General features: G+C 57.6%; 18 protein-coding genes. 10 read left to right on the forward strand and 8 right to left on the reverse strand.

Annotated features, from left to right (window positions below; genetic code table 11):
• The first annotated feature begins 15 nt into the window (after window positions 1-15).
• Together H6F59_RS19550 and H6F59_RS19555 are read left to right on the forward strand one after the other, a co-directional pair.
• On the forward strand, window positions 16-1143 hold the full coding sequence (locus H6F59_RS19550) for an FAD-binding oxidoreductase (protein WP_190704172.1): 1128 nt from the start codon (window positions 16-18) through the stop codon (window positions 1141-1143).
• A 197-nt stretch (window positions 1144-1340) separates the two neighbouring features.
• Window positions 1341-1628, forward strand: coding sequence for a Uma2 family endonuclease (locus tag H6F59_RS19555; RefSeq protein ID WP_190704176.1), 288 nt, complete (start codon window positions 1341-1343; stop codon window positions 1626-1628).
• A 17-nt stretch (window positions 1629-1645) separates the two neighbouring features.
• Here H6F59_RS19555 and H6F59_RS19560 read toward each other — a convergent pair whose 3' ends face one another.
• The 4 genes from H6F59_RS19560 to H6F59_RS19575 all read right to left on the reverse strand — a co-directional run bounded on the left by H6F59_RS19560 (window position 1646) and on the right by H6F59_RS19575 (window position 5234).
• Window positions 1646-1837 carry a DUF2949 domain-containing protein gene (locus H6F59_RS19560; RefSeq protein WP_190516164.1) on the reverse strand — a complete coding sequence of 64 codons (192 nt, stop codon included), beginning with the start codon at window positions 1835-1837 and terminating at the stop codon, window positions 1646-1648.
• A 786-nt stretch (window positions 1838-2623) separates the two neighbouring features.
• A complete protein-coding gene (locus H6F59_RS27130) occupies window positions 2624-3529 on the reverse strand; it encodes an NAD(P)-binding domain-containing protein (protein ID WP_190704180.1) in 906 nt (301 codons plus the stop codon).
• Between the two features lie 74 nt (window positions 3530-3603).
• Window positions 3604-4365: a glutamine amidotransferase-related protein gene (locus tag H6F59_RS19570; RefSeq protein ID WP_313887259.1), complete on the reverse strand. Its 762-nt coding sequence runs from the start codon at window positions 4363-4365 to the stop codon at window positions 3604-3606.
• 95 nt (window positions 4366-4460) lie between these two features.
• Complete coding sequence (locus tag H6F59_RS19575) at window positions 4461-5234, reverse strand: ABC transporter permease (RefSeq protein WP_190704187.1); 774 nt, start codon at window positions 5232-5234, stop codon at window positions 4461-4463.
• Window positions 5235-5436: 202 nt separating this feature from the next.
• Between H6F59_RS19575 and H6F59_RS19580 the strand changes: the two genes are divergently transcribed.
• The 8 genes from H6F59_RS19580 to H6F59_RS19615 all read left to right on the forward strand — a co-directional run bounded on the left by H6F59_RS19580 (window position 5437) and on the right by H6F59_RS19615 (window position 13890).
• Window positions 5437-7392, forward strand: a complete 1956-nt coding sequence (locus H6F59_RS19580) for an FAD-dependent oxidoreductase (protein ID WP_190704190.1) — start codon at window positions 5437-5439, stop codon at window positions 7390-7392.
• Between the two features lie 159 nt (window positions 7393-7551).
• Window positions 7552-8586, forward strand: a complete 1035-nt coding sequence (locus H6F59_RS19585; protein WP_242021585.1) for an aromatic ring-hydroxylating dioxygenase subunit alpha — start codon at window positions 7552-7554, stop codon at window positions 8584-8586.
• Between the two features lie 102 nt (window positions 8587-8688).
• Window positions 8689-9537, forward strand: a complete 849-nt coding sequence (locus tag H6F59_RS19590; protein ID WP_190704199.1) for an HAD family hydrolase — start codon at window positions 8689-8691, stop codon at window positions 9535-9537.
• A 194-nt stretch (window positions 9538-9731) separates the two neighbouring features.
• Window positions 9732-10784 (forward strand): calcium-binding protein, encoded by a 1053-nt coding sequence (locus H6F59_RS19595; RefSeq protein ID WP_190704203.1) that lies wholly within the window; start codon window positions 9732-9734, stop codon window positions 10782-10784.
• Window positions 10785-10848: 64 nt separating this feature from the next.
• Entirely contained in the window at window positions 10849-11463 is a 615-nt protein-coding gene (locus H6F59_RS19600) for a chromophore lyase CpcT/CpeT (protein ID WP_190704206.1), read from the forward strand.
• Window positions 11464-11633: 170 nt separating this feature from the next.
• Complete coding sequence (locus H6F59_RS19605) at window positions 11634-12434, forward strand: hypothetical protein (protein ID WP_190704209.1); 801 nt, start codon at window positions 11634-11636, stop codon at window positions 12432-12434.
• A gap of 69 nt (window positions 12435-12503) precedes the next feature.
• On the forward strand, window positions 12504-13142 hold the full coding sequence (gene yfcF / locus H6F59_RS19610) for a glutathione transferase (protein ID WP_190704213.1): 639 nt from the start codon (window positions 12504-12506) through the stop codon (window positions 13140-13142).
• A gap of 73 nt (window positions 13143-13215) precedes the next feature.
• On the forward strand, window positions 13216-13890 hold the full coding sequence (locus tag H6F59_RS19615) for an SAM-dependent methyltransferase (RefSeq protein WP_190704216.1): 675 nt from the start codon (window positions 13216-13218) through the stop codon (window positions 13888-13890).
• 49 nt (window positions 13891-13939) lie between these two features.
• Here H6F59_RS19615 and H6F59_RS19620 read toward each other — a convergent pair whose 3' ends face one another.
• Genes H6F59_RS19620 through H6F59_RS19635 form a run of 4 tightly spaced genes read right to left on the reverse strand, consistent with a single transcriptional unit; the run spans window position 13940 to window position 17337 of the window.
• A complete protein-coding gene (locus H6F59_RS19620) occupies window positions 13940-14338 on the reverse strand; it encodes a nuclear transport factor 2 family protein (RefSeq protein ID WP_190704218.1) in 399 nt (132 codons plus the stop codon).
• A gap of 48 nt (window positions 14339-14386) precedes the next feature.
• On the reverse strand, window positions 14387-15655 hold the full coding sequence (locus tag H6F59_RS19625; RefSeq protein WP_190704223.1) for an FAD-binding oxidoreductase: 1269 nt from the start codon (window positions 15653-15655) through the stop codon (window positions 14387-14389).
• A 3-nt stretch (window positions 15656-15658) separates the two neighbouring features.
• Window positions 15659-16456 carry a glutathione S-transferase family protein gene (locus H6F59_RS19630; protein ID WP_190704226.1) on the reverse strand — a complete coding sequence of 266 codons (798 nt, stop codon included), beginning with the start codon at window positions 16454-16456 and terminating at the stop codon, window positions 15659-15661.
• A gap of 8 nt (window positions 16457-16464) precedes the next feature.
• Window positions 16465-17337 (reverse strand): DUF4230 domain-containing protein, encoded by an 873-nt coding sequence (locus H6F59_RS19635; RefSeq protein WP_190704230.1) that lies wholly within the window; start codon window positions 17335-17337, stop codon window positions 16465-16467.
• Between the last annotated feature and the right edge of the window lie 78 nt (window positions 17338-17415).

The raw sequence follows: 17415 nt of genomic DNA on the forward strand, positions 1-17415 counted from the left end.
TCAGCTCACCCTCCCTTGAAGCACATCACCATCATTGGCTGCGGCGTTGTAGGGGCCGCGATCGCCTACGAGCTGAGCCTCTGCCAAGGGGTTCAGGTCACGGTGATCGATCAGACGGCCCCAGCCCAGGGTTCCACCGCTGCCGCTCTGGGAGTGGGCATGGCGGTGATTAGCCACAAGGTGAAAGGCCGCAATTGGCAACTGCGAGAGCGCAGCTTGAAGCGCTATCAAACCCTAATTCCAGAACTGGAATTGCTGACAGGGCGAACGATTCAGCACAATACCCACGGTATTCTTAGCCTGTGTTTTGCGGCTGAGGACTTGCCTCGGTGGCGATCGCTTCAGGCGATTCGCCACCAACAGGGATATGAGCTGGAGTTATGGGAACCGGAGCAGGTGAGCGATCGCTGTCCCCACCTCAGCACCGCTGGAGTCGTCGCCGGCATCTACTCGCCCCAAGATTTTCAGGTTAATCCTACCGATCTCACGTTGGCGCTGGTAGACGGTGCCCAGGCGAACGGGGCTGAGTTCCACTTTGACCAGCCCGTGGTGGGGTTTGATGGGGCTGCGAGGGAGGCTTCAGTCCAAGAAGACCATCGCTGCACCGCTGTGCACACGCCAAATCAGAGCTTTGCAACGGATGCGATCGTTCTCGCGGCGGGCTTAGGCACTCTCCCTCTTACGCAAACTCTCCACCAATCAACATCCATTGGTCCCGTGCTGGGCCAAGCCCTCCGCCTTCACTTAGACGAACCCCTAGGCAATCTCGACTTTCAGCCCGTGGTCAATGGCAACGACATTCACCTAGTGCCCCTAAGCAACGGCGACTGTTGGGTTGGGGCCACGGTAGAGTTTCCACCCGATACCGGCTTAGACGAAGCCTTGGCTATAAAGCCTGAGGCTGAGCGGTTAGACGAGGTTCTAGCCAGTGCAGTAGCCTACTGCCCAGCTCTAGCGGCAGGCAAGATTACCCATCGCTGGTCTGGCCTCCGTCCCCGGCCCCAGGGCCAAGCTGCTCCAGTTATCCAATCTTTGACGGGCTACAGTAATATTTGGCTGGCCACCGGCCACTACCGTAACGGCGTCCTCCTTGCCCCTGCCACTGCTCTAGCAATCCGCAACGTTTTAGAGCAATTAGGCTGATGGTTATGTAGGAACAACACCTCTGCTGTGAGGGTTAAGTCCATGACGCTAACGGCTCACGAATTAGAACCCCCGTCAACTCGGTCGAGGCACTGGTTCTATACTGCCTAACGCTGATACTCGCGTCCCAATGTTTCATTTATCAAAGCTGAGCGGCGCATAACCCTCGGTCCTTCGCGGAGCTTGTCCCCGACTTGATGGTCGAAGTGAAATCGCCAACGGAGAAACCGACGAAGTTGCGGAGCAAAATCCAAGATTTTCTAGCCCTGGGCTCGCAGGTGGGCATTTTTATTGGCCCTGAGGCTCGGTGTGTGGAGGTGTATCGAGCTGGGGATGAGACAATTCTTTTAGATGATGGCGGTCGCCTAGCACTGCCCGACCTGCTGCTGGGATGGGAGGTGGCTATAGCTGACCTGTGGCCTTTGTATTCGAGTAATTCTAGAAACGGCAAGAGGCGCAGCCAATGCTACGCCTCTAACATTTAGGCAGGGGTGCCTTTGACTTATGCCGCTTCCATCCAGTCATAGATCTGCTCTAGTTGCTCTAGGGTTATCAAGCCGTACTGCCACAGAATCATGGGTAACGGGCCAGGGTCTTGCTCGCTGTGCTTTAAAGCGACCTGAATTGAGGCCGTCGAAATGGCTAATTCGTCCTGTAGAAACCGAATGAGATTGGGTTGAGTGCTCACCGTCATATAAGTCTCACCTCCTTAAAGGGGCGCTAGGGTTTGCAGATATTGCCCACGATTTTACACAAGGATGCATCCGTGGCAACATCAATTTCACGATGGATTAACTGAACTTTTATCACATCGCCGCCGATAGGTGTTCCCTCTCGCAGTGGAAGAGACTCACCGCCGTTGTAGGGCTACTGAGAGATAATTACCTCTCAATCCTTGATTTTCACAAGGCAACGCTTCAGTAGTTGTCACCGTTGGCTGTGATAAAAGATGCCCAAAAATAACATAAAAACTCGGATATAGCTTTACGGAATGTTGAAACCCGTAACATTTGTCAAACTTCAGAACAATTTTGACCAAACTCCCGTCGTAGAGAAGTTTACCTACTGGAGTTGGCTTTAAGCACAGCTATGGCTACTGTGCTTAGGCTCTCAGCCACTGCCCCTGGCAAAAATTGGGATGGCGCCATGGTGCACTTAGCAAAAGAACGAAAATAGAAGAGCGAAAAATGCCTGCTAGGCTTGAATCTCGGTATTTGGGGCTGTCTAGCCCAGGCTTGACAGGCTACAGGCATATTGCAGCAGTTGATTTAGTCAGGACACCCTGACAGGCGCAATCCTCTGGTAGGGGCATTGCACTGCAATGCCCCTACGTCGAATCTGTCCTAATCCAATGAACATTTGCGATATTATTTCGGGGTAATGCGGACTATCCCGACAGAGCACGCGCAGCGGCATACTGCCTGGTTTCGAACCCAGGTTCCTCGGACAGAGCCAGCCGAGCTTTCCTCAAAGACCTACCCTATTCTGGTTTAGGTAAGGGGCTGACGATATTGAATAGGGCAGCGTAGTCGTCGTCGCCAAAACCGGTCTGCACGGCCTGCTCGACCAGCTGACGCACACTTTCGGCAGGGAAGGGGGAGAGCCCAGCAGCCTTAGCGGCGGACACAAACAGCCCCATGTCTTTTAGCAAATGTTTGGTCGGAAAGTTGGGGTCGGCAAACTGCCGAGTCTGCATGCGTTGCAGCTTTTTGTCGAAGGTGGGGGCGTAGAGGGCGCTCTGGCGCAACACCGCCATGAAAGTATCGACATCGATACCGGCCGACTGCACCAGCCCCAGGCTTTGGGCAAAGGCGGCGGTGAGCGAGCCAATCAGCTGGTTCATGGTCAGCTTGAGGGTGGCGGCGCTGCCCACGGGGCCGACATGGTAGAGGGTAGTGCCCAGGCATTGCAGCAGAGGCTGCCAGCGTTGATAAGCCTCGTTTTCAGCTCCGGCCATGATGATCAGCTTGCCGTTTTTAGCTTCGGAAATGCTGCCTAGGACTGGGGCCTCCAGGTAGGTGCCCCCGGCTTGGGCCACCATTTGGCCGAGCTGCTGACTTTCGGTAGGGGCAATGGTGCCCATTTGAATGATGGCTTTGTGGGCGAGGGGCGATGAGCGATTCTCCGCTGAGGACGCTTCGCGATCGCCCAAGCCCATGTCTTCAAGGAGCGATCGCACCGCCTCCCCATTGGTGACCATAAAGATAACGGCCTCCACGCTCTGAATTAGAGCCAGGGGCGTAGCACAGACCTTTGCCCCCGCCAGCTCCAAAGGTTTAAGCCGATCGGGAGTGCGGTTGTAGACCCAAACCTTGTGACCCGCCGACAACAGCCTGAGGGCCATGGGCGACCCCATCAAGCCGGTGCCAATTACCCCAATGTTCACCCGCGGTGTCCTCCTGCTTACAACTGGAACGATTGAGCCGGGTTCGGCCGTAGTTTGTGGGCCGAACCCGCAAACTATGACGCTCCCTTAGAGGCTGTGATGACGGGGACGGCACTGCCCCACAGCGCCTCGGCCTGGGCGGAAACCCCTAGCCAGCCCGCTAAAAACGGCTTCAACCAGCGCCCTACTGCCGCGCTGTAGAGGCGATGCTGGCTGAGGTGGTAGGCCCGCCCCTGGGCACCGGGATAAGCTAGATGGTCGGCCCCTTCAGTCGTCCAATGGTTGACCATCGTAGTGGTAATCTCGGGATGAAACTGCAACCCGTAAGCCTGGTTACCGTAACGAAACGCCTGGTAGGGAAAGGTGCTGCCAGTGGCCAGCAGCTGGCTACCCTGGGGCAGCATAAACCCCTCCTGATGCCACTGGTAGACTATCAGCGGCCCGGGAAACACCTCCTGGCCTGCTGGAGTCGGCAGAATGGGGTAGTAGCCAATTTCACGCTGGCCTGTGGGGTGGGGCATGACGGAGGCACCCAGGGCGCGGGCCAGCAGCTGCGCCCCTAAGCAAATGCCCAGGTAAGGTTTTTCAGCGGCGAGGGCGAGGGCAATCCAGTCGAGCTCTTGAGCAATAAAATCTAAGTGCTCGTCGTTGGCGCTCATGGGGCCGCCAAATACCACCGTGCCGCTGTGGTGTTCTAGGGTGGTGGGCAGTGACTGTCCGGCGGCCGGACAGCGAATATCAAGATCAAATCCCAGCTCCTGTAGCACCTTCCCCACCCGACCGGGGTTAGAGGTGGGCTGGTGCATAACCATTAAAACTGGATAGTTGGAACTCACGAAGGGGCGCAATGCTTTTGGCAACTGTAGGACTGGGCAGGCATATTTACCACTGTATCGTTTCGGCCATGGAAGCGGAGTGCGCCTAGCAGCCCCTAGAGCTGACGCTCAACCTGCACCATGCGACGGTAGGCCAGCCAGCCGGCGACCACCATGGCGATCGCAAACAGCCCCAAAAACTCCACGTGCTCACCCACGTCTGCTAGAGTGCTGCCCTCGACCACCACCCCCGAAAGAGCTTCGATCATGTGGTAGATGGGGTTGTACCGAGTGAGCTGGGCCAGGGAATCCGGAAAAAACGCCGTGGGCAAAAAGGTGCCCCCCAAAATCATCAGTGGAATGCCAAAGGCCGCAATTAGGGCGTTGACGTCTTCGGTGCGGCGGGCCAGCTGGGTGCCCAACACAAACCCTACCCCCACATAGGCGGCAATGCTAAGCACCACAATTAGCAAGTTGGCGAGGGGGTTGCCGTCGAGGGTGGCCCCCTGGGAGAGGGCGATCGCATAGACCAAGGCCGCCTGAGCCAGCCCAATCACCCCGTAGGCTAGGCAAATGCCTAAAAAATACGACACCCCGCTCAGGGGCGACAAAAACAGGCGCTTTAGCGTCTTCTGCTCCCGCTCTGAGACTACCGTAGCCACGCTGCCCCCCAGCCCGCTAAAGAACAGCGCCGCCCCCACCAGGGTCGAGGGAGCCGCCTGGGTGTAGGCCTCGGCCAAGGTAATCTGCAACCGCTCTTGCAAAATTAAACTGTTCAGAATTAGCAGAATAACCGGGAAAATTGCCCAAAAAACCAGACTGCGCCGTCGCCGCCACAGCTCGACTAAGATTCGCTGGGCAACCGCCAGGGTTTCTCGCGCGTATTTCATCAGGATGAGTAGACTGTAAAGGCAACTTAATACTACAGTCTTTAACAGGTTTCACGCGGGTTGCAGCCTCCTCTGACCGGGAGCGCCACATGCCCCTCTCCTGGCCGAGAGACTGTGTTACCGTTAATGCCCAAGTCGCTCTCCACACACCTAGGGGAACACCCCCAAGCGAGTTTGACCCAAGCAACGCCTACAACTTCAGATGAGTCAATCCTTAGAGGGGCTGTTTGCCCAAACCCTGGCCCGTCGCAACGTCCTCAAGCTGTTTGGCGTTGGGGGGATAGCAGCACTACTGAGCTATTCGCGCCTGAGCAAACCCCAGCCCACGGTGTTTCAGCGCGATCGCCTCGAACTGCCCGCCCAGGTCAGCAAGCCTACTACAGCGGTGGTGATTGGCGGTGGCCTAGCAGGGCTGGCGGCCGCCTACGAGCTCAGCCAGCGCGGCGTAGCGGTGACGCTGCTAGAGCGATCGCCCCAGCTGGGTGGCAAAATCGCCAGCTGGCCGATCCAGGTAGGCGACGACTCCTTCATGATGGAGCACGGCTTCCACGGCTTTTTCCCGCAGTACTACAACCTGTTTAGCCTGGTTGACGAGCTAAGCATTCAGCAGAATTTCAAGTCCCTCGACTACTATTCATTGGTTTACAAGAACCACTACGACCCCGAAGTCTTTCGCCCCAGCAATTCGGCGTTTCCGTGGAATATCGTCGATCTGGCGATCTCCTCCTCCAACCGGCTGGAGTGGGGCATCAACCTCACCCACCTCAAGCATCTCCAGGTGTTTCGCGAGATCACCGGCTTCCGTAATCCTCAAACCTACGAGCGCCTCGATCAAATGTCGGTAACCGAGTGGGTGGGCAACGACTTCCCGCGCGGACTCTACGACCTCTACTTTTTGCCCTTCGCCAAGTCAAGCCTCAACTCTCCCGATGTGTTGAGCGCCGGGGAACTGATGCAGTTCTTTCACTTCTACTTCTTTGGCAACCCTGAGGGGCTGGCCTTCAACGGTACCCGTCAAGACATGGGGCGATCGCTGGTCGACCCCATGGTTGAGGCTATCCAAGCCAACGGCGGCCAGGTGCTGACCGGTGTGACCGTCAGCCAGGTGGGCTGGCAAGAAGGCAAGATATCTGGGGTGACTTATCAAAAAGGCAGCGTTGCGGTCAATCCGGTGCCCTTCTGGGTCGATCGTAACCCCCTGCTGAGTTCAGACGAAATGGAATATTTTGGCGCGGGCGACAGCGTCTACTCCGTTGCCCCAGGCGCTAAAACCGCCCTATCGCTGACCTGCACCCACCAGGGCTGTAGCGTACAGCGCCAGGTAACCACATCGGCCGAGGGCTACTTCTGCCCCTGCCACGGGGCCGCCTACGCCAGCGACGGCGCGGTGCTCGCCGGCCCTGCGCGGGAGAATTTAACAACGTTTAAAGTTTTGCAGCGAGAGGGCGATCGCATTCAGCTAATCGCTGCCAACGTCGCTGGCGTGCCCAACGTCGCCCACGACCTCACCGCCGACTACTACGTCATGGCCGCCGACATTCCCGGCATCAAAGCGCTGTTTTCGCTATCCGACGGCGATGTGGAACCCACCTTGGTCTCCCAGATCGATCAGCTTCAGGTGGCTGACCCCTTTGCCGTGGGCCGCTTCTGGCTCGATCGCGACTTTGACTGGCAGCACAGCTGGTTTACCTCCCTCTCGGGCTATCGGCTCACCGACAGCATCACCCTCTACCACCGCATTCAAGACGACTACATTGCCTGGGGTGAACGCACTGGGGGCAGCGTCGTCGAGCTTCATGCCTACTGTTATAAGGAGAAAGAATTTCCCACCCAGGCCGATATTCTCGACACCTTTGAGGCCGAGCTATACGAGATTGTGCCTGAGCTAAAAGGCGCAACCGTGCTGCACCGCCAGCTGGTGAACCAAAAGAATTTTGCCGGTTTCCCTCCCGGCAGCTTCCCCAACCGCCCCCAAACCGCCACCGCCGTCAATAACCTGCTATTTGCGGGCGACTGGGTGCGCATGCCCTTCCCCTGCGGCCTGATGGAGCGGGCGGTGAGCAGTGGTTTGCTGGCAGCCAACGCCATTTTGCAGCGTGAAGGGGTGCAACGCCGCCCCATTCTCTCGGTCAACCCCGAAGGAGTGCTGAAGATTTAGGGGTCATCCTCGGCATAGGCAGATGATTTGCAGCGATAGGGCAGGTGTGAGATGGACGGATTAGAAAGAGAAGCAACGGTCACAACCCTCAAACAGCCTGAGCTGGGCAGCAGCCAGAATTCCTCAGATTCCGAGGTGACACCGACCCCGAAACGACCCCTGCGCCAGCTGGGAATCAACCTCAACCACTGGTACGTGGTGGCCCAGAGCAAAGAACTGGGCACCCAGCCCCTATCGGTGAACCTATGGCACCAGCCGATTGTGCTATATCGCGATCGCACCGGCCGCCCTATCGCCGTCGAAGATCGCTGCCCCCACCGCCAGGTCAAACTCAGCGAGGGCACGGTTGAGGGTGACAACATTGCTTGCGCCTACCACGGCTGGCAGTTTGCCCCCGACGGCAGCTGCGCCCACGTGCCCTACCTCGAGCCCCAGCAAAAGCTGCCCACCTGCCAGCTACGGCAGTACCCCGTGCAAGAGCAGGACGGCTTTATTTGGCTGTTTCCTGGTGAGGCCAAGCTGGCCGAGCAAAAGGCTCCTATGGGCGTGCCCGAGTGGGAGCACCTCAACTTCATTGGCTCGCTGACCACCATCGACGTGCAGGCCCACTACTCATTCTTAATTGAGAATTTAATGGACATGTACCACGGTCACCTGCACGGCGGTGCTCAGGTATGGGCCAACCCAGTGCTGGCCGAGCTAGCAGCTGACGAGACCCACGTCCACGCCCACTACGACGCCGAGAGCTACTACCGCATCGACAAAATCTGGTCGGCCAGCCAGCTCGTCATTCCGGCCCTGCGTCAGCTGCACCCCGAGCCGCTGGATGTCTATTACTGTTACCCCCACTGGCGATCGACCCTGGGGGATGACTTCGTCATTTATTGCCTGTTTTGCCCGGTAAGCGAGACCCACACCCGCGCCTACCTGCTGCACTTTACCTCCCTGGAGCGATTTCCGAAGCTGCACAAAACCCCGCTGGCCGTGCGGCGGTTCGTTAAACGGACCTTTACCAACTCGGCTAGCTTTGTGCTGCGACGGCTGGTGCGCGAAGACGTGCTGATGCTGGAGCAAGAGCAGCAGGCCTTTGAGCAGCACCCTACCTATCGTGGCCCAGAGCTGAACCGGGCTCTGACGGCGGTGCAGCAGTTGATTCGGCAGCAGGCGGAGGGGAGTGGGGGAGTAGGGGAGTAGGGGGTGAATGGGTGGATGGTGATGGGTTTAAGGATTGGGGTTTAGGATGTGGCCCTGTAACCTGTACCTTGTACCGTAAATCCCTACAAATCCCTTACCCCTATGGCTGGCCCCGATATTCTGGCGCTCGATTTTGATGGCGTGGTCTGCGACGGGCTGCGGGAGTATTTTCAAACGGCCTGGCGGGCCTACAGCGAGGTGTTTGAACCGGGCGCGGGGGTACCGCCGGAGGGGCTGGCGGAGCGCTTTTATCCGCTGCGGCCCGTGGTCGAAACGGGGTGGGAAATGCCGCTGGTACTCTACGGACTGATGTCGGGGGTGCCTGAGGGCGATATTCTCGCTCGCTGGCCTGAACTCGTGCCGCAACTGCTGGCCCAGGCGGGGGTGACATCTGCCACCATCGGCAAAGCGGTGGATGGGGTGCGCGATCGCTGGATTCAAGCCGACGTTGACGACTGGCTGAGCTACCAGCGCTTCTACCCCGGCGTGATCGATCGCCTCCAGCAAGCGATAGCAGCAGGGGTAGAGTTAGTAATTGTTTCAACTAAAGAAGGCCGGTTTATTCAGCAGCTGCTGGCCAAGAGCGGCGTTGTGCTGCCCGGCAATGGTCCCCTAGGTCCCGAGCCAATCCATCGGATTTTTGGGAAAGAAGTCAAACGGCCCAAGTACGAGACGCTGCGGCAGATTAAAGCCGTTCAACCGGAGGCTAACCTCTGGTTTGTGGAAGACCGAGTAAACGCCCTGCAGGCGGTGCAGGCCCAGCCCGATCTAGGCGATGTGGGGCTGTTTTTGGCCGACTGGGGCTACAACACAGCGGCGGATCGCGCGATTCCCCTTCGTGGACACTCTATGAACGCCACACCGGCAAGTAAGATTCACCTGATTACTCTGGCTCAGTTTTGCGGCCCATTTGAGAAGTGGGTATCAGTAGGCCCCAGCAATGTAGCTTAGGATTCACCGTAATTTTACGGAATCTTGACCGCTAGGGCGATCGCTTGAATTGTTCGTATCGATACCAAGCCATTTTTTCCGGATTTTAGTCCCCACGCCAGAATGTGGAATAGAACCCAGCGCCCAGCGATCGCGCTTCGCTTGAATTTACAGCCCTAGCTTCACCCTCTGCTGTTGTTTTTGCCCGTGCTCCTATGTCTGACTTCTTTGTCCCCCCGCCTAAAACCGTTCCTGCAATAGAGCCCGTCATTCTAGAGGAGCCAGCTGCCCCCAACGAGGTGCCCAGCGAGACGGCGGTTCCCACCGAAGAGGTCGTGACCATACCTGCAGAGCCTTCTCCGGTAGCAGGTCTAGACGGAGCGATCGCTGGAGCGGCCCTGGCAACCGACGCAGTGCCTCAGGCGCAGGTTTCTGCCGACACGACCTTGGCAACGGTAGACAGTTTCTTTTTCTATGGTCAAACCGGCAACGGCACCCCTGCCCTCTACGAAGTTGGCCTATCCAATGGCACCTGGTCTCCAGTTACTGCCTCACCAGACCTTTTCCCCACCACCTTAAATGGACTCTTTACCGCCGAGCCCCTAGCTCCCCCAGTTGGAACTGAGCAACCCGCCACCAACCAAGTCTTCACCCTAGTGCAGGGCAGCAACGGCAAAAACTTTCTCATTGGCACCACTGCCGATGACGCCGTCTTTGGCCTGAACGGCGACGACCTGGTTTTGACAGGGGCAGGCCAAAACCTGGCCTTTGGCGGTCTTGGCAACGATACGTTGGTGAGTGGGGCCGGTGACGATGGCCTGTTTGGTGGGGCGGGCAATGACACAATGGAGGGCAGTGAGGGGGATGACCTGCTGATGGGCGGCCCCGGCAACGATGTGCTAGATGGCGGGGGCGGCATCAACGTTCTGGTAGGCGGGAGCGGTGCCGATACCTTTCGGCTCAACACGCCAGGGGCCTACAATACCGATACCAGTGCTACGACCCAACCAGACACCTTGGTCGACTTTAACGCTGCCCAGGGAGACCTGCTCGACTTTAGCCTGATTGCGGCTCAGCCTCTATTTGCCGGAGGGGATCTGATGTCCTCTTTGAGATTTGTGCAGGTGGGTTCTGATACCCACGTGCAGGTGAGCCTGTCCATGGGTCAGGCTACCACCGAGGCTATTTTGTTGGGGGTCGAGGCCGACACTATTACCCCGGCAAACCTCACCTTTACCCCGCCTATCGGGTTGCCCATACTCAAATAGGTCTAGCCGCGCCAGTTGCCCCACTTTCCGGTAGCATCGGGGCTAGAGAGATCGCGGTAATGTTATGAGCGAGGCCCTGCTGCATCAGCTGGCCACCCACATGGCTGGAGAGTTTGACAATCGTCAGCAATCTCTGGCAGACCCAACCTGGTTTTTGCATCTGCGGCTGTGGCAACGGCCGTTGCTCAAGGCCCTGTTCTGTGAAGGGTACAGCTTTTTTATTGAGCAAATCAGTGTGGCCTCAGGCAAACCGCCCTATCGCCAGCGCATTTTGCACCTTACCACCCGCGACGGTCAGCTCTGGGGCCAATATTATGCGTTGCCCGACCCAATCGCCTACAGTGGTGCGGCCACCCAGCCCGATCGCCTCACCTCCCTCACCCGCGAAGACCTAATTGCTCTGCCCACCTGCGGGGTGGCCATTGAGTATCAGCCGGCCAGCCAAATTTTTAGTGCTCGCCTGCCGGGGAACAGTCTGTGCAGCTTTACCGCCAACGGCATCACCACCTACGTGCGGCTCAAGTTTGACCTGGGCCCCGAGTCGCCCGCAGCCAACAGCCCCATGGTGCTGTACCTGGAGGATCGAGGCGTTGACCCCGATACCGACAAACCCACTTGGGGACCTCTGATGGGGCCGTTTCAGCTAGTGAAGCAAAGCGCCTTTGCGCTACTGGGGTAAGGCGCTAGTAAACCAAGGCGTTCTCGCTGCTTGCAAGGCAGCTATCGATGCTACCCTTGAGCGATGTTTGAAGCCGTTAAGGCTTTAACTGGGGACGCTTTGCGATCGCCTCCAGTGAAAAATCGTCCCTATTCCTTTACCATCCAACGTTTCCCTTCTTACCGGCCCCCATGGAGATCGACATCCTGATTCTGACGGTGTACTTCATCTGCATGGGCTATGTGGTCTATAAGATGGCACTGTCGATTGAGGAAGAACTCGAAGACCAGGTAGTGCTGGTGCCCGATGTCGTTAGTTTAGAGAGCAGCGTGCGATCGCAACTGGTGCGTCAGGGCTTTGCCGAAACCGCTGCCACCGTGCTTCAGCCCGGAGAAGGAGCCTTGGGCAAGGCCGTCGCCCTCAGCCTAGTGGTGCCCGAACCCAGAAGCCTCGCCTCCACGGAAGACCAGCCAGACGAACCTGACGAAGGTCAAATTACGGTGCAGGTGCTGCCCCAGGGGCCTCACCCGCTCCAGCCCGTAAAAGGGCTCACGGTGCAGGTGGTCAATCAAAGCCGGGCCGTTCAGGTGACTATTGATTGGGACCGCAGCTCCATCAGCCGTATGACCAATGAAATTCGTCGGGTGATTCGCCACACCCCCGGCATGCGCCTCGACCTAGCCGCGCCCCAGGTAGCCAGCGTAGTCAACCCCAACCAATACCTCAGCACCGTCGTGGTCAGCGAAGACTGCTTCGATCGCAGCCCCGATAACCAGGTGCTTCAGCAAGCTGCACCAGTGGTCGACATCCCCAAAATGGTCAACCTCAAAGAACCCCTCCGCAACTACTCCCTCGACCTGGTGGTGCAGCTCACCCCTTTTAGCGGCCGCGGGGGCCGACCGATCATGCTGCTGTTACCCTTCCGGTTTGCCATTCAGCCCCTCCCGGCCAAAGCCGCTATTCCCTTGGTGAACTGGATTTTGAAGCGCTAGATTACCCTTGAACAAACTGGTTAGTACCGTACAGTTTTAGCAACACCCTCAACTCTCCCGGAGGAAAGCATGGGCAATTCTGACCTCAAGCTATTTGTCGATGCTCAGTTCACCAGTCCCTACGCGCTATCTGCATTCGTGGCCCTACAAGAGAAGGAGCTCCCCCACGACCTGGTTTGTATCGACCTGGCAACCCAGGAAAATCGACAAGTCAGTTACCTGCAGCGCTCCCTCACGGGTCGAGTGCCAACCCTTGAGCATGGCGAGTTTGCCCTGTCAGAGTCGTCCGCCATCACAGAATATTTAGAAGAGATTTTCCCGCCGCCTACTTACACAGCTATCTATCCGCAAAATCCTAGGGCTAGGGCTAGAGCGCGACAGGTGCAGGCCTGGTTGCGCAGCGATCTGCTATCCATTCGCGACGAGCGACCGACCACGGTTATCTTCCACCAGCCCTGCGACCTGCCCCTGTCAGACGGAGCGCGGGTCGCGGTTGAGACCTTGTTTCAAGCGGCAGAAGCTTTACTTAAAGACCATCGCCTTTCGCTCTTTGGTCAGTGGTGCATTGCCGACACCGATTTGGCGCTCATGCTCAATCGGCTAGTTGCTAATGGCGATCGCGTGCCCGCACCGCTGGTAGAGTACGTGGAGCACCAGTGGCAACGACCCTCGGTACAAGCCTGGCTAGCGCAATCTAAAACAGTCTGACCCATTGTGCAGGTTGCTATGGCACGCTAGATTCTCTCCCTAAACTGCCGTTTCGAGACTGATTCCATAACCCATGAAACTCAGTGAGATTGTTCCCTGGGGCAGAACGCTAGACGAATATAAGGCAATGTTTAGTCTGTCAGAGACAGATTTAACCCTGAAAATTCTCGGCTGTGGCGATGGGCCAGCCAGTTTTAATGCTGAGATGACGGAACTCAAACAATCCGTTATATCTATCGACCCGGTGTATCAGTTTTCGGCTGAGCAAATTGAGCAGCGGGTGCGAGCTACCTACGAATCAATCATTTCTCAAGTCAAGCAAAATGCCGATCGCTACATCTGGAAGAATTTTCGCGATGCTGACGAGCTAGGCAAGGCTCGTCTCAACGCCATGGAGAAATTCTTATCAGATTATGAATCAGGAAAAGCTGAGGGCCGGTATTTGCACCAGGCTTTGCCAAGCTTAGATTTTGACGACGATCGGTTTGATCTATGCCTATGCTCTCATTTATTGTTTTTGTATGCAGAGCACCTGACACTTGACTTCCATATCGCATCAATTCATGAGCTGCTGCGGGTTGCGTCCGAAGTGCGGATTTTTCCTTTGATTCAACTCAACTGTGAACCCTGTCCATATTTAGATGTTGCCTTAAAAGAATTCTCCAGCAAAGGTTACAGCGTCCAGATAGAGGCTGTTGCCTACGAGTTTCAGAAAGGCGGCGATAAAATGCTAAGAATTGCGCGATAAGGCATTCTACGAACAACTTAGATGGGTGAAGCCTCTACCCACGGCAAAACTACTGACCGAGCTGAAACACGACGCCCAAATACTCTCGGTAAGCGCAAATTTTATTGTCCCTAATATCAAAGGCGATCGCAGCCTGATTTTCGTAGGGATGCTCTGCCATCAAACCTGATGAACGGACCTCAAAGATAACCGTTGTCGAATTAGAGACTACTTGAATAACGTTCAGGGTGAGACCTTCCGGAAACAGGCTAGACACCCGTTCAAAGAATGCTTTCGCCTTTTCTTTTCCGTGGTTTAAGCCTTTAAAGGAACCCGCTGGAAACCAAAAGGTAAAATCATCGCTGAGCTGGTCTAAGAATGGTGACCATTCGCCACTGGCTAGCCCTTGGGCAAAGGCCTGAAATGCAACCTCAGCAACGCGCAATGTCTGAACGCTGGCTTCCGGCATGGAGAGAGCAAGCAATAGTCTTTAGATTATAGAGGCAGCCAGCTTGCTTCAAAGGCCGCCCACAAAGCGCCCTGGGCTGAGACCGTTGTAGGGGTCAAACTGCGCCTTGATCGCTTGCATGACGCTCAAAGCGTTGCCGCTGTAGCCCCACACATCCACTGATTTTTTCAAGGAGAGAGGTGCTTCGAGCAGGGTGAAATAGCCTTGGTTAGTGGTGCAGCCCTTGCGCAAGTCCTTCACCACGTCCGCCGTAGCCGCTGCCAGGCGCACTGTGCCAATGCCGCTACCGCCATGGATGCGCGCCAGGCTACCCGAGGGCAGTTGGGCGAGCCAGGCCACGACCTTAGCTGGAGGTAGGCCCACTTTAGCCGCGATCGCCTCGTTCTGTTCCTCAGACACAGGGAAGAGAGCGGCACCGACCCCTGCCCAAATTTGCTCATCCTCCGCGCCCTGCAACACCTGGGCAGATAGCGCTGGCCCCACCATGGCCAAGAGAGCCTCAACCTGCTCGTCTACTCCCGGCGCAATAGATTGAAATCGAGCTACCAAGGCAAAGTCCCCATAGCCCAAATAGCTGGCTAGGGCAGGGGATAGGATATCGAGGGCCACCGGGGTCAACGGCGACAGGCGTAGAGCATTCACCAAAGCTTCCATTTCCCCCGCCGCTCCAGTGACCACCACGGTTTTAGAGGTGTCTTGGCCTGGATAGAGACGAAAGGTGAGCTGAGAAATCACTCCCAGGGTGCCATAGGAGCCGGTGAGCAGCTTCATCAGGTCGTAGCCAGCGACGTTTTTGACCACGCGCCCGCCCGCCTTGGCGATCGCCCCATCAAAGCGCACAAAGGAAATACCAATCAGCATATCCCGCAGGCCGCCGTAGCGCTGGCGAAGGCTACCAGTATCGGCGGTCGCCACAATTCCCCCCAAAGTCGCCCGCTCTGGGTAAGCAGGGTCCACAGCGAGGAACTGGTTGTGCGTGGCCAGCCTGGGAGTCAGATCCGCTAGTTTTGCCCCCGCCTGGGCGGTGAGGGTCATGTCCCCCACCGCGTGGTCGATCACCTGGTTGAGGCGGGCCGTACTCACGACGAGATCCACCCCAGTACCTAGACCGCCCCAGGACAATTTGCTGCCGCTGCCACAGGGCACCACCCGCCAGCGATGCTTGTGGGCGCAGGTCATCACCGCCGCCAGTTCGGCTTCGGTGGTGGGGCAGACAATGGCCTGCGGCGTCAGGTATTCCGGCAGATCGAGGGCGGTGGGAGAGAGGATGCAGTCGCTGCCGACCACGGTCCCTAACGCATCAGCAACGTTGGCCATACCCTAGTCGATGCTGATGGGGGTGGGGCCGCCGCTAGGGCTGGCGGGGGGCACATTGGTGCGAGCGGTGCGGAACTCGGCATAGAGGCGATCGCGCCAGTCAAAGAAGGCTTTGTATTCAGGCACATCGGCAATACCGGGGACACCCTTACCGCCGATGCCCTCAGGCAGATCGACATACTGAGCCGTGGGAAACTTGAGGTACATGGTGGCGGCGGCCACGGCGAAGTCGGCCAAGGTGGGTTGATCGCCCAGCAGGTAGGGGCTGTTTTGCAGCATGAGCACCAGGGCTTCAAGATCCTGACGCAGGCCAGCGGTGGCGACTTTAATATCGTCGGGGCCAAAGCCGACACCCGTACCTACTAGGTTAAGCAGGTCGCCGGGTAGCGCACCCACCAGGCTGCGCAGGGGCGCGGGGGTAAAGCTAGGCAACAGCGCCGTGCGAAAGTTGGGATGCTGCTTAAAGGCACCAACCATAACAATGCGAGCTTTGGGCACGATCGCCTCGTCGGCCCAGCTTTCTAGCGCTAGGCACAGACCCTTTTGCTTGGGCTCGGTAGGGATCAGGGGTCGATCGGGATACGCTTTTTCGATATGCAGGGCGATCGCGGTCGAGTCGGGAATCACCTGCTCACCGTCTTTGAGCACCGGCACCTGGCGCTGGCCCGACATTTGAAACACTTCGACTTGGCCTACGCCGGGGGTTACTTCGACCTTGTGATAGGGCACCTGCTTGTAGTCGAGAATCAGCCGAATCTTTTCGGCGAAAGAGGAGGCTTCAAACTGGTACAGCTCTAGCATGGGAATCCTTATTGGCCAGGTTCTTCAGGGGGCAAATTGGGTACTGGTAAACCCGGTAACACTGTATCGCTATTTGCAGGCGCTGCACAGGCGGAATTAGTCGGCGGCTGGGTGGTGACGGTGACGGTTTCAAAGCCTGCGGTAGCTAGGAGCTGGCCAACCGTGACTTCGGCACGACGGTTGGCTTCGGCCAGCAGACCCTCGCTACAGGCGGCTTCCTCAATTTTGACCAGCGCCTCCTGCTGAGCTTTTTCTTGTAGCTCGGGGGCGGTATCCGGGCCAAGGCCTAAGAAGCCGCGGCTGTAGTCAAACACGTTTGATTTACTGAGGTCAATTTTGCTGTCGAGAATTTTGGGCGGCGGCAGGGTGATCTGAATTGAGTTATCCCCGCTCACCTGGACATTGGCGGCAGTGAGTTCGGCCAAGTCGACCCCAGCCCGCACTTCGCCGTAGGCAATGTAGAGCAGATTAGTGGAGCCAATCACATAGCCCGCCAAGGTGCGATCGCTCTTGGTCGGCACCACCGCCTCCATGGCAAAAATCGCCGTGGTCAGCTCGCTGGCCCCCCGCAGCTGCTGAACGACGACGGATCGCACATCCACCTGCGGCTCCGCTGGAGCCGGGGTCAGCATGATGCGCACGCCTTCGAGAAAGCGATCGCCCGATCGCCAAAATCCAACCCCCGCCGCAATGCCCACCAACACCGCGCCACCAATCAACGCGTTGAAAACCGTGCGAATGGGACGGAAGGGCGATCGACGAGGCTGCTGCTGCACAGGTTGCGGGGTTGAGGTAGGCCAAGGCTCAGCCGGAACGCTGGGGTCTACATAGCGCGGCGGCAGCGGGTCGGGCAGTTTGCGATCGGGAGGAGCAGGGCGCATGGTAATGGGTGGTAGGCGGGCGAACTCAACCAGTTTGATTGTACTGCACACCCGATTGGCTGCCCTTGGTTCATGGCG

This window comes from Nodosilinea sp. FACHB-141, from assembly GCF_014696135.1.
In the GTDB taxonomy this organism is placed as follows: domain Bacteria; phylum Cyanobacteriota; class Cyanobacteriia; order Phormidesmidales; family Phormidesmidaceae; genus Nodosilinea.

What these genes read in the sequence shown, in the direction of transcription:
- H6F59_RS19555 (WP_190704176.1), top strand. Translation starts at nt 1,341, where the DNA reads ATGGTCGAAGTGAAATCGCCAACGGAGAAACCGACGAAGTTGCGGAGC.
- H6F59_RS19560 (WP_190516164.1), bottom strand. Translation starts at nt 1,837, where the DNA reads ATGACGGTGAGCACTCAACCCAATCTCATTCGGTTTCTACAGGACGAA.
- H6F59_RS19575 (WP_190704187.1), bottom strand. Translation starts at nt 5,234, where the DNA reads ATGAAATACGCGCGAGAAACCCTGGCGGTTGCCCAGCGAATCTTAGTC.
- H6F59_RS19580 (WP_190704190.1), top strand. Translation starts at nt 5,437, where the DNA reads ATGAGTCAATCCTTAGAGGGGCTGTTTGCCCAAACCCTGGCCCGTCGC.
- H6F59_RS19590 (WP_190704199.1), top strand. Translation starts at nt 8,689, where the DNA reads ATGGCTGGCCCCGATATTCTGGCGCTCGATTTTGATGGCGTGGTCTGC.
- H6F59_RS19595 (WP_190704203.1), top strand. Translation starts at nt 9,732, where the DNA reads ATGTCTGACTTCTTTGTCCCCCCGCCTAAAACCGTTCCTGCAATAGAG.
- H6F59_RS19600 (WP_190704206.1), top strand. Translation starts at nt 10,849, where the DNA reads ATGAGCGAGGCCCTGCTGCATCAGCTGGCCACCCACATGGCTGGAGAG.
- H6F59_RS19605 (WP_190704209.1), top strand. Translation starts at nt 11,634, where the DNA reads ATGGAGATCGACATCCTGATTCTGACGGTGTACTTCATCTGCATGGGC.
- yfcF (WP_190704213.1), top strand. Translation starts at nt 12,504, where the DNA reads ATGGGCAATTCTGACCTCAAGCTATTTGTCGATGCTCAGTTCACCAGT.
- H6F59_RS19615 (WP_190704216.1), top strand. Translation starts at nt 13,216, where the DNA reads ATGAAACTCAGTGAGATTGTTCCCTGGGGCAGAACGCTAGACGAATAT.
- H6F59_RS19620 (WP_190704218.1), bottom strand. Translation starts at nt 14,338, where the DNA reads ATGCCGGAAGCCAGCGTTCAGACATTGCGCGTTGCTGAGGTTGCATTT.
- H6F59_RS19625 (WP_190704223.1), bottom strand. Translation starts at nt 15,655, where the DNA reads ATGGCCAACGTTGCTGATGCGTTAGGGACCGTGGTCGGCAGCGACTGC.
- H6F59_RS19630 (WP_190704226.1), bottom strand. Translation starts at nt 16,456, where the DNA reads ATGCTAGAGCTGTACCAGTTTGAAGCCTCCTCTTTCGCCGAAAAGATT.
- H6F59_RS19635 (WP_190704230.1), bottom strand. Translation starts at nt 17,337, where the DNA reads ATGCGCCCTGCTCCTCCCGATCGCAAACTGCCCGACCCGCTGCCGCCG.